General features: G+C 44.1%; 10 protein-coding genes. 5 read left to right on the forward strand and 5 right to left on the reverse strand.

What is annotated here, in order from left to right:
• Nucleotides 1–128: 128 nt before the first annotated feature.
• Both AAHK14_RS02860 and AAHK14_RS02865 read left to right on the forward strand, forming a co-directional pair.
• On the forward strand, nt 129–1,157 hold the full coding sequence (locus AAHK14_RS02860) for an IS110 family transposase (RefSeq protein WP_083108321.1): 1,029 nt from the start codon (nt 129–131) through the stop codon (nt 1,155–1,157).
• A 70-nt stretch (nt 1,158–1,227) separates the two neighbouring features.
• A complete protein-coding gene (locus tag AAHK14_RS02865; RefSeq protein ID WP_346818224.1) occupies nt 1,228–1,356 on the forward strand; it encodes a hypothetical protein in 129 nt (42 codons plus the stop codon).
• Between the two features lie 38 nt (nt 1,357–1,394).
• On the opposite strand, the gene pstB is transcribed toward AAHK14_RS02865, so the two are convergent.
• The 4 genes from pstB to pstS form a co-directional block, all read right to left on the reverse strand.
• Entirely contained in the window at nt 1,395–2,138 is a 744-nt protein-coding gene (gene pstB, locus AAHK14_RS02870; protein ID WP_228144561.1) for a phosphate ABC transporter ATP-binding protein PstB, read from the reverse strand.
• 318 nt (nt 2,139–2,456) lie between these two features.
• Complete coding sequence (gene pstA / locus AAHK14_RS02875; RefSeq protein ID WP_156065145.1) at nt 2,457–3,317, reverse strand: phosphate ABC transporter permease PstA; 861 nt, start codon at nt 3,315–3,317, stop codon at nt 2,457–2,459.
• 177 nt (nt 3,318–3,494) lie between these two features.
• Entirely contained in the window at nt 3,495–4,466 is a 972-nt protein-coding gene (pstC, locus tag AAHK14_RS02880) for a phosphate ABC transporter permease subunit PstC (protein ID WP_065256226.1), read from the reverse strand.
• Between the two features lie 571 nt (nt 4,467–5,037).
• Nucleotides 5,038–6,222 (reverse strand): phosphate ABC transporter substrate-binding protein PstS, encoded by a 1,185-nt coding sequence (gene pstS, locus AAHK14_RS02885; protein ID WP_065256228.1) that lies wholly within the window; start codon nt 6,220–6,222, stop codon nt 5,038–5,040.
• A 413-nt stretch (nt 6,223–6,635) separates the two neighbouring features.
• On the opposite strand from pstS, the gene miaB reads away from it, so the two are divergent.
• The 3 genes from miaB to AAHK14_RS02900 all read left to right on the forward strand — a co-directional run bounded on the left by miaB (nt 6,636) and on the right by AAHK14_RS02900 (nt 9,936).
• Nucleotides 6,636–8,138 carry a tRNA (N6-isopentenyl adenosine(37)-C2)-methylthiotransferase MiaB gene (miaB, locus tag AAHK14_RS02890; protein WP_065256229.1) on the forward strand — a complete coding sequence of 501 codons (1,503 nt, stop codon included), beginning with the start codon at nt 6,636–6,638 and terminating at the stop codon, nt 8,136–8,138.
• Nucleotides 8,139–8,189: 51 nt separating this feature from the next.
• Nucleotides 8,190–9,623, forward strand: a complete 1,434-nt coding sequence (locus AAHK14_RS02895) for an AAA family ATPase (RefSeq protein ID WP_065256230.1) — start codon at nt 8,190–8,192, stop codon at nt 9,621–9,623.
• Between the two features lie 133 nt (nt 9,624–9,756).
• Nucleotides 9,757–9,936 (forward strand): hypothetical protein, encoded by a 180-nt coding sequence (locus tag AAHK14_RS02900; RefSeq protein WP_065256231.1) that lies wholly within the window; start codon nt 9,757–9,759, stop codon nt 9,934–9,936.
• 10 nt (nt 9,937–9,946) lie between these two features.
• On the opposite strand, the gene AAHK14_RS02905 is transcribed toward AAHK14_RS02900, so the two are convergent.
• Nucleotides 9,947–11,041 carry a zinc-dependent alcohol dehydrogenase family protein gene (locus tag AAHK14_RS02905; protein ID WP_065256232.1) on the reverse strand — a complete coding sequence of 365 codons (1,095 nt, stop codon included), beginning with the start codon at nt 11,039–11,041 and terminating at the stop codon, nt 9,947–9,949.
• Between the last annotated feature and the right edge of the window lie 826 nt (nt 11,042–11,867).

Consider the following 11,867-nt stretch of genomic DNA (forward strand, 5'->3'; position numbering starts at 1 on the left):
CCTAGATTATCTGCTAGAATGTTGTTGGGTTATACAAGCAAAGAGAACACGGGTTCGCCCTTAGTGTCTTAACACTGGTGCTCAGATGGTGTCCTTTGCTTGTCATCTTAACTCTGAATGGTATCTAAGTGCGTTTATTAAAACAGACACTGCATAAACAAGGCAAGAGACAGATGATACACTATATTGGCATAGACATCAGCAAAGCAAAGTTTGATGTTGCATTTATAAACCCAAGCACAAATAAAGTAAAAACCAAGGTTTTTAACAACAACAAAGCAGGCTTTGATTTACTGCTTGCTTGGTTAAAAACCAATGTCAGCAATCATCTTGATGAGCTACACATCATCCTAGAAGCAACAGGGGTTTATCATGAACACCTAAGTGAGTTTCTTGATGATAATAATATCAAGCAAAGCATTGTCAATCCTAACTATGTCCGCAAATTTGCAGACAGTTTGGGGGTAATCCATAAAACTGATAAAAAAGACAGCATTATTTTATCAAGGTATGGTTATAGCCACAAGCCTGAGGTTTGGGTAGCACCTAGCATTGAAGCCAAACAGCTAAAAGCTCTATTGGCTCGCTTAGAAGCACTCAAAGAAGATTTGCAACGAGAGCAAAACCGACAAGAGTTGCTCTTATCACCCAATCTGCCCGATTTGGTTAAAGCATCCATGCAAACAGTCATCAGTGTCCTTCAAGAGGAAATTGCCAAACTCACCAAAGACATTGATGACTTTGTTGACAAACAACCAAGTTTAAAGCAAGACAAAACCTTACTTGAAACCATTGACGGCATTGGTTCTGTTATTGCCAAAGAAGTGGTATGCTTAATACATACCAAACAATTTAAAAAAGCCTCACAGATGGCTTCGTTTTTAGGCTTAATACCCAAACAAAGACAGTCAGGTGTCTTTAAGGGAGCAACCAAACTGTCCAAACAAGGGCAAGTCTCTTTGCGTGCTAAGCTGTATATGTCTGCAATGAGTGCCATTCGTTATAATAGCACCATTAAGGCATTTTATGAACGATTACAACAAAACGGTAAAACCAAAATGCAAGCCTTATGTGCTTGTATGCGTAAATTGGTACATATCTGTTTTGGTGTTATCAAAACCCAAACATCCTTTGAGCAACAAGTATCTTTAAGTTAGTTTGTAAGATACTAGATACCAGATACTTAAAAAACCATTGACTTAGGTGGGGTATCATGGTATCTGAGCCATGCCTGCGGGTGGCGGAAAACCGTTATGGGCAGGCATAGCTCACCACGAACGGTTTTCTTTAATTCAGGGTTTTGCAGAAAGTCTATTGTCTTTTTTAAAAAAATCATTTAACAAAAATGATTTTTAAAGTTAACTTTTTATAATCAGCATTTAACTAAAAACAAATCAACCATACCGCCCTGTAATATAATCTTCGGTTGCTTTTTGTTTGGGGTTGGTAAATATCTCTTTGGTCTCGCCCATTTCAATCATATCGCCCAAATACATATAAACGGTATAATCAGAACACCGTGCCGCTTGTTGCATATTATGCGTAACAATGGCAATGGTATAATCTTCTTTTAAATCATCAATCAAATCTTCAATCGCCCCTGTGCTAATCGGGTCAAGGGCGGACGTTGGCTCATCAAGTAGCAAGACTTCGGGACGGGTTGCCACGGCACGGGCGATACATAGGCGTTGCTGTTGTCCGCCTGATAAGGACAGCCCTGACGCTTTTAGCTTATCCTTGACTTCATTCCATAGGGCGGACTTTTTTAATGCCCACTCCACCCTGTCGTCCATCTCCGACTTTGAGAGTTTTTCATACAGTTTTACCCCAAAGGCGACATTGTCATAAATGGACATCGGAAAAGGCGTGGGCTTTTGAAACACCATGCCTACTCTGGCACGGAGTAAGTTTACGTCCACCGATTTATCCAAAATATTCTCGCCATCTAAGATAATCTGCCCGTCCGCTCTCATGCCTTGATACAAATCATACATTCTATTAAACGTGCGAAGTAAGGTAGATTTGCCACAGCCTGAGGGCCCAATAAAGGCGGTTACTTTTTTGTCGGCAATGTCCAAGTTGATGCCTTTTAGGGCTTTAAAATCGCCATAATAAAAGTCCAATTCACGCACCGACATTTTTGGCACGATGACTTTATCAGTTTGGCGAGTATGGTTATCCACAATGGGGGCATTTAGGGTCATAAAATCTGCCTGATGATTGGTAAATGAAGTGTGGGTTTGGGTGGGTTTTTCTAATAACGCTGACATGGGATTTTTCCTAATGAATAATTAAACTTTTGGTATTGTTAATTCAATCTACCTTTGGGTGGATTTGTAGGGGCAAATTGCAATTTGCCCTTTATTGAATTTTGATAATTGGGCGAATGTGATTCGCCCCTACACGTCCAATTTTTAAAATGTATCTTTATTAAGCAATGCTAAATTTTAAAATACTTATTTATATTCCTTACCGCCAATAAATCTTGCCAAGATATTTAATGACAAAACAGCAAGGGTAATCAAGAGTGCCGCCGACCACGCCAATTTATTCCAAGTAATATCAGGATTCATGGAGAATTGATAAATCGTATTTGGCAAATTGGCAATCGTCTGACTCATGTCCATGCTAAAATACAAGTTATTTAAAGCGGTGAACAGTAGCGGAGCGGTCTCGCCTGTGATACGGGCAAAGGCAAGGAGTACGCCTGTAATCACGCCTGCTTTGGCGGATTTTAGGGTAACGTGTCCCACGAGCTTATATTTGGGCGTGCCTAGGGCGTAGGCGGATTCTCTAAGGGCATTTGGCACAAGGGCGAGCATATTCTCGGTGGTACGCACGACCACAGGAATGACGATAAGAGCCAAAGCAACCGCCCCTGCCCAACCCGAAAACCCCCGACCGCCTGACACCATAAGAGCATAGACAAACAGACCGATGACGATACTCGGAGCGGACAGCAAAATGTCATTTAAAAAACGAGTAACACCGCCAAGCGTCCGCCCAAATTTGCCATCATTATCGGCAAATTCCGCCAAATAAATCCCTGCCATCAGCCCCACAGGCGTGCCAATAAACAGCCCCGAAAAGGCAAGCATTGCCGAGCCGACAATCGCGTTTTTTAGACCGCCCACGGTGGCAGGGGGCGGAGTGTTGGCGGTAAAAATGGGCAATTCCATAAAGCCTGTCGCCCCACGAGAAAACAGCGTAATCAAAATCCAAACAAGCCAAAACAGCCCAAACACCATCGCTGACATGGTAAAACCAATGCCAAGGGCGTTTTTGAATTTGCGTTTTTGGTACAACGTGCCATTCATCCGCTCATGGAATTTGGGCGTTGGGGCAGTTGGTTTGCTTTGCGTGAGTGTGGTCATGATAACCTTCTTTTAACCTTTGGGGTTGGTGGTGTATTTATTTGGGCGAATAAATTGCCCTTACAATTTTATTTAAAATACATTTATTTAAAATTAAAAACTTACCTTTAATCTATCGCCTTATTTCCCTGCCTTTTTATCAATTTTCATGAGCATAATTTTAGAAATTGACAACACAATAAAGGTAATGACAAATAAGATAAGACCCAAATGCAGAAGCGATGATAAATGTAGCTCGCTGGACGCTTCGGCAAATTCATTGGCAAGGGCGGACGTGATGGACACCCCTGATGCGAACATACTGGGCGTGATGTTAAAGGTGTTGCCGATAAGAAACGTTACCGCCATCGTCTCGCCCAAAGCACGCCCCAGTCCCAAAATCACACCGCCAACCACGCCTGCTTTGGTGTAAGGCAGGACGATTTTGGTCATGACTTCCCATGTGGTCGCCCCCACGCCATAGGCGGATTCTTTTAGCAGGTCAGGCACAACAGCGAACACATCTCGCATGGTGGCAGCGATAAAGGGGATAATCATGATGGCAAGGACAAGGCTTGCGGTAAACAGCCCAATGCCCATGGGAGCCCCATTAAACAGCGTACCAACCACAGGCAATCCGCCCAAATGCTCAATGAGCCACGGCTGAACCTTATCGCCAAACCACGGAGCAAACACAAACAAGCCCCACATCCCATAGATGATAGACGGCACACCTGCCAAAAGCTCAATGGCGATGCCTAGGGGCTTTTTGAGCATTTTTGGGCATAGCTCGGTCAAAAACACCGCAATGCCAAAACTCACTGGCACGGCAATCAAAATGGCGATAAATGACGTAACAAGCGTGCCATAAATCGGAGCCAACGCCCCATACTCACCCGACACAGGATTCCATTCGCTACTGGTATAAAAGCCCAAGCCAAAGGCTTGCATACTTGGGATTGCCCCGATAACAAGCGATGCCAAAATCCCGCCCAACGACAACAATACAAGCAGGGCAAAAAATTTGGTGGCAAGCACAAAGATGGCGTCTAGCTTTTTTTGTTTGTTTAATTGCCCTTTTAGGCTATCGGCATGGGCGGTGTGTGTTGTCATGATTGACCTTTTGATTTTTAAAGTAAACTTTATTTAAATAGGGCGTGTTGAACCTTTATAACACTATTTACAATATAGAAATGTTTTAGAAATAAACTAATCGTTTTTGCATGAAAAATGGCTAAATCTTGTTTTTCCTCGTCAAAAACTTGTCTGATAGAATAACTATCAGCCTGCATTTTTTCCTTGAAAAACGTGCGATTTTTCTCATTTTTCATTGCAAATACAAAAGTTCAACACGCCCTAGTAATGCAAAATAATTTGGAAAATTGGCTATTTTTATTAACATCACTTTATAAAATTATAGGGGCAATCACATTCGCCCTGTGTGATATTAAATTATAGTGAATTAACCACAATTTGCACCAATTCCACATTTTTTAAATAATGCCTTTGTAGGGGCGTGTTGCACACGCCCATTGGTGCATTTTGAAATTAAACAACTATATTTTATAGCTCATTTAAAACATTACGAGTTCCAAATTATTTTAAATTGCGATTTATATATTTTTGATTAACCCAATTTAATTTGGCATAAGGGCGAAAATATCCGCCCTTACTTTTATTCACATTATTTATTAAACAACGGCTGACCGTCCGCCCCTTTGACTTCTGCCCAGCTTGCCTTAAACAAGCCAACTGCCGTATCGCTAAATGGCACATAATCCAAGGCTTTGGCAGAATCATCGCCATTGGCATACGCCCAGTTAAAGAATTCAAGCACGCCCTTGACTTGTTCGGGGTTTTGGGGATTTTTGTGGACGATGATAAAGGTCGCCGCCGCAATCGGCCATGCCCCTTTGGTGTCTGAATTGGTCAGCACTTTGTTAAAGCCTGCTTCTGCCGACCAGTCAATGTCGCCTGCCGCCGCAAAGCTGTCTGCCGATGGCTGGACAAATTCGCCTTGGGCATTTTTTAAGGAGACGTGAGCCATGTTGTTTTGTTTGGCAAAGGCGTATTCCACGTAGCCGATGGAGTTTTTGACACGCCCCACATAGCTTGCCACGCCGTCATTGCCCTTACCACCCATGCCTGTGGCGGACGTTGGCCATTTGACCGCTTTGTCCACGCCAACTGCACTTGCCCAGTCGGGCGACACTTTGGTGAGATAGTCGGTGAAGTTGAAGGTCGTGCCTGAGCCGTCCGAGCGGAACACGGTGGTAATGTTGGCGTCAGGCAAGGTTACGCCTTCGTTTAGGGCGGTGATGGCAGGGTCGTTCCATTTGGTGATTTTGCCCAAATAAATCTTGGCAAGCGTGTCGCCATCTAGCTTTAATTGCCCTGCACTCACGCCATCAACATTGATGACAGGCACGACACCGCCAATCACGGTTGGGAACTGGATAAGCCCATCAGCGTTTAGCTCGTCCACGGTAAGCGGTGCGTCAGACGCCCCAAAGTCCACGGTTTTTTCTTTGATTTGCTTGATACCGCCTGATGAGCCGATGGATTGGTAATTGACCTGTCCACCTGTGGCAGAATTAAAATCAGCCGACCATTTGGCATAGATGGGCTGTGGGAACGATGCCCCTGCCCCTGTGATTTTTAGCTCGGCAAATTCGCCCGTGCTTGGGGCGGTGGTTTGTCCGTCAGCAGGAGCGGTGGCGGTGGTAGTGGGGGCAGATTCGACAGGTTTGCCATCGGCACCGATGGGCGTGCCTTCGGCGGGGGTGTTTTGGTTGCACCCTGTTAGGGCAAATACGCCTGCCACGCTTAGGGCAAGCAGTTTATGAGTAAAAGATAATTGAACTGACATACAAACTCCGATGTAATGGGGAAATTGGTGCGACTGCTTGCAGATGGCAATTTACAATCGCTGTGCGTATTTTGCCGTATTTGTATGACAGCTTAGTGAATGTTTGATGACAGTTTTATGACAGAGTGCACCAATAAACTTCAAAACTACCACAAGCTCAATGATGTGTGGATGTAGGGGCGTGCTGAGCCAGTCCCCACAAACCCGTGGTAAATATCAAGTTGGTTGAATGCAAAACAGGCATGAGTATGAAATAGATAAAGTTAGCAATTTGACAATTTGGTAATTTGGTAATTTGGGCAATTTAAAAAAGAACAAACCGCAAATGAGCGAGCCATATTTTTCCAAAATACCACTGCCATATGCTATAATAGTCCCTTTACCCCCCATTTGGCAAACCCTTGGAGAAAACCATGACCGTTGCTACTTTTAATCCCAAAACCGACACCAAGCCCCACGCCCCCACGCTATCGCAGTTGGATTTGTCTCACTTAGAACAACTACCCAAAGACCCAACCGCCCCCAAAAAAGTCTTTATCGCCACCCAAGGCTGTCAGATGAACGAATACGACAGCCAAAAAATGGGCGATGTGTTAGGCGACAGTCATGGCATGATCGTTACCAATGACATCAATGAAGCCGATGTGCTGATTATGAATACCTGCTCTATCCGTGAAAAAGCCCAAGAAAAAGTATTCTCCGAGCTGGGGCGTTGGCGTAAACTCAAAGACAAAAACCCCCATTTGGTTATCGGCGTGGGGGGCTGTGTGGCATCCCAAGAAGGCGATAATATCCAAAAACGTGCCCCTTATGTGGACATGGTTTTTGGCCCGCAGACCTTGCACCGCCTGCCCCAGATGTATGATGAGCTGACCGCCAAGACCGCCCGTGCCAAAGCGTTGAACGTAGAGCATACCAACACTGGCAAAAACGGCAAAACTCGCATTGGCGTGGTTGATGTATCATTTCCTAGCATTGAGAAATTTGACTTTTTGCCCGAGCCAAAGGTCGAAGGCTATAAGGCATTCGTCTCTATCATGGAAGGCTGTTCAAAATACTGCTCGTTTTGTGTCGTGCCTTATACTCGTGGCGAAGAGCTGTCTCGTCCGCTTGATGACGTGCTTGCTGAGATTGATAGCCTAGCCGAACAAGGCGTGCGTGAGATTAACCTTTTGGGACAAAACGTCAATGGTTATCGGGGCGAAAAAGATGACGGCACGATTTGCCGATTTAGCGAGCTGTTGCACTATGTCGCCCACATTGACGGCATTGAACGCATTCGCTACACCACAAGCCACCCCTTAGAGTTCACCGATGACATCATTGACGCTTATCGCCACATTCCCAAACTCGTCTCGCATTTGCACCTGCCTGTCCAATCTGGCTCTAATGCCATTTTGCAAGCGATGAAACGCAATCACACCATTGACATTTATATCAATCAAATCAATAAGTTAAAAGCCATTCGCCCTGATTTGCACTTATCTAGCGACTTTATCATCGGCTTTCCTAATGAGACCGATGAAGACTTTGCCGATACACTAAATCTTGCCAAAGAGTTAGATTTTGACCATTCATACAGCTTTATCTACTCAAAACGCCCTGGCACGCCTGCATCCGATTTGCCCGATAATGTCAGCTTTGAGACCAAAAAAGAGCGATTGGCGACTTTTCAGGAAGTCATCAAGGATTCTACCTTTGCCAAGACCCGAGCGATGGTCGGTCAGACCGTGCGAGTACTGGTCGAAGAGCGTGCCAACCGCCGAGATGGCTATCTGCATGGCACAGCCGACAACACCCGTTCGGTGATTTTTCGTGGCAGTGATGAACTGCTCGGTAAATTTGTCAATGTCCGCATTGATAAGGCGATTAGCATGCATTTGGTAGAAGGCGAGCTGGTTGAAGTACTGGGCTAAGTCTCTTGGCTTGGCTCATCTTGGTTTGTTTTGGCTGATTAAGGAGTTATTTTGTCAAACAATAGTCCGACCGTCTCCATCAAGGTGCTACATCTGCCCGTGCAGACAGACGAGCAGGGCAAACCTGCATACCTAGACCTTGCCATGCTCAGCAAAAACTTGCGTGATGATGTTCTACCCATCACGCAGGACGACAGCCACGGCGAGCATGGCACCATTCCCACGCCCAAACAAATCTTTGAGCAGGCAAGTCGCTATGTCCTACATCAGCCGAATGCCCTGCGTGAGCTATCCACCGTCTTTTTCTATCACCTAACCAGTCAAAAAGACAGACAAACACAAAAAACTTATCAATCTCAAAGCGACCGACAAAAATTCCTTGATGAATTTGGTAAAGCCCTTGGTCTTGATGATGACTTTTTTAAAACACTAGATGACATAGAAAATAAAAATACGGACAACAAAACCACCGACGGCAAAACAAACAATAAAACAGAGAGCCAAAATACAGACAAAGCCACAGACAGCAAGGATAAAACCAAACACAGTCTCAACAGCCCCGACAGCCACACCAGCACCGCCCCCATCTTTTTGACGGGTAAGACAGGCAGTGGCAAAACCCACATCATCAAACAGCTGTGTAAAATGTTTGATGTCAATTTTTTGGCGGTCAATGCCCCAAGTATCAGTAACGCAGGCTACAAAGGCATGACGTTGGCAGACATCGGGGCAAGCCTGCTACAAGCGAGCAACAAGAACATCGCCAAAGCAGAGCATTCGGTCATCTTTTTTGATGAGTTTGATAAATTATTCATCAATGATGGTCTGATGTTAGGGGCGTATCATCTGTCTTTGGTGACTGAGATTTTGACCATCATCGAAGGCACGACCCCCTTTCCCGTCAAAGACAGCGACAATGGCGGTATTGACAGCAGTCGCATGCTCTTTGTCCTAGGCGGTAGTTTTAACATCCATCAGCGTAATGAGAGAGCCCCCATCGGCTTTATGAATGCCAAAACCCAACAAGGCACGCCCGACCACCAGCTTAGGCTCACCGACTTTGGCTTGCCTGATGAGCTAGCAGGGCGTATCGGCACCATCATCACCCTAGATGACATCAGCCAAGAGCAGATGATTGACATCCTAAAAAACAGCCCAACATCGCCCTTTGTCGCCTTTAAAAACAAACTTGCCATGATAAGCTGTACCGCCAGTATCAGTGATGCCGTACTGTCCGACATGGCGGACAAGCACCATGATGCCATTGAGAAGTTTGGCGTGCGTGGACTCTATCAAGCCTTTTACCGTCTGCCCCAAATCAGCGACATCCTACACGAAGCCCCCGACCATCCCCACTCGCATTATCACATCACGCCCACAGGCTTTGACCGCACCGACCATCCCAAGGTAGAGCTAGAAGTGACCGTTACTCCACCACCGCCCAAGCCATCACCATTTGACCTGTATGATGACATGCCGTTTTGATGGTTAAATGTTTTCAAAGCGTGATACATCAAACACTCATTGTCATGACGACACCCAATAAAAAACCCAAAGCCACGCTTTGGGTTTTGTGCTTTGTATTTTGACTAGGGCGTGTTGAACTTTGGTATTTGCAATGAAAAATGAGAAAAATCGCACGTTTTTCAAGGAAAAAACGCAGATTGATAGTTATTCTATCAAGCAAGTTTTTGACGATGAAAAACAAGATTTAGCCATTTTTCATGCAAAAATTGATAAAAGCGTTAAATTTTCATCTTATTTTATAAAAATGTTATCAATGTTCAACACGCCCTAAAAATACGATATCAATATTCAATAATCACTTTCATCGCCTTATTCTCTGACGCATGTTTGAACACGTCATAGGCTTTTTCCATCTCATCAAATTTAAAATGGTGCGTGGCAAGTTTGTCCATCGGCAATTTACTGCATTCACAGGTCTTTAACAACATGCCTGTGGTGTTAGCATTGACCAGCCCTGTGGTGATTTTTAGGTTTTTAATCCACAGTTTTTCAAGCTCAAAGTTCACCGACGTGCCATGTACGCCCACGTTGGCGATATTACCGCCTTCTTTGACAGTCTTTTGGCAAATGTCCCATGTATCAGGAATGCCCACCGCTTCGATGGCACAGTCCACGCCACGTCCGTCCGTGATGGCACGAATGGCTTCTACGGCATCCGCCACGCCCGATGATGAATTGACCGTGTGGGTCGCTCCCATCTCTTTTGCCATCTGCAAACGGTTATCGTCCATGTCCACCATGATGATGGTCGCAGGCGAGTACAGTTGTGCTGTTAGTAGCACGCCCATGCCCACAGGCCCTGCCCCCACGATGACGATAGAATCCCCTGGTTTGACATCGCCATACTGCACGCCAATCTCATGCCCTGTCGGCAGAGCGTCTGACAAGAACACCGCCACGTCTGTGTTTAGGTTGTCGGGCAGATGATACAAGGAGTTGTCGGCAAATGGCGTACGCACATACTCTGCTTGCGTACCGTCAATCATATATCCCATAATCCAACCACCGTCAGCACGGCAATGGGCATAGAGCTGTTTTTGGCAGTTTTCGCACGAACCACAGCGAGACACGCACGAGATGATGACTTTATCGCCTTTTTTGAAGTTTTTGACGGCTGAACCAACTTCTTCCACAACACCCACGCCTTCATGTCCTAGGATGCGCCCTGTCCACTCGCCAGTCTTGGCACGAGCAGTCGCTTCAATCTCAGGGTTTTTGCCTTTCCAAATCCCCAAATCCGTCCCACAAATCGTGGTCTTGGTCATGCGAATCACCGCATCGGTGGGGTCAATAATTGCTGGCGTGGGTCGCTCTTCAAAACGAATGTCATCGGCTCCATAATAGGTCATCGCTTTCATCGTGGCAGGCTTGGTCATGATTGTCTCCATTTACTGATATTTATCAAAATAACCAATAAAAATCATCGGTCATCATTGATAAAGAAAATATTCTTACCAATCATCATTTTCATTTGACAAAATAATCATTGGCAAACCTAGAAATTTATTTGTCTGATAAATTCCTTAGGGCATGTTAAATGTTGATATTTGCCATGAAAAATGAGAGAAATCGCACGTTTTTCAAGGAAAAGTCCGCAGTTGATATTGAAATATCAACAAGGATTTTGACGATGAAAAACAAGATTTAGCCATTTTTCATGCAAAAATTGATTAAATCATCAAACTTTATCAATTCCAATAAAATGTTATCAATGTTTAACATGCCCTAACTCTAATGTAGCAAAATTTTTGGGGAATTTCCAATGAAATTTTTATGACAATTTAAAGATTTTCCTAATAAATCATTTGGGTAATTTTTTATGCCATCGTATTTGTATTTTTTGTTATGTTATATTATTTTATTTTAAAAAATGAATGATAAAGGGTGTTTTTAAAAATATGAAAATTTATTTTAAATTGGGATAATTTTTTATAAAAATGACAATTTTAAAAAAACAAAATTCCCCTTAAAATCATTTTTTATCATTTAAACCTAAGAAACTTTAAAATTACTACAAACATAATGATGTTTAGGTGTAGGGGCGTGCTGTGCATGCCTTGTGTAGTAACGTCATCAAAGGGTGTGCTCAGCACACCCCTACAAACCCGTGGTAAATATTAAGTTGGCTGGGCATATATAAGCAATTCATTTATCAAGGGCAAATTGCAATTTATCCTGCAAGCCCATTCAAAACTTTATAAA

This window comes from Moraxella sp. K1664 (genome assembly GCF_039693965.1).
GTDB lineage: Bacteria > Pseudomonadota > Gammaproteobacteria > Pseudomonadales > Moraxellaceae > Moraxella.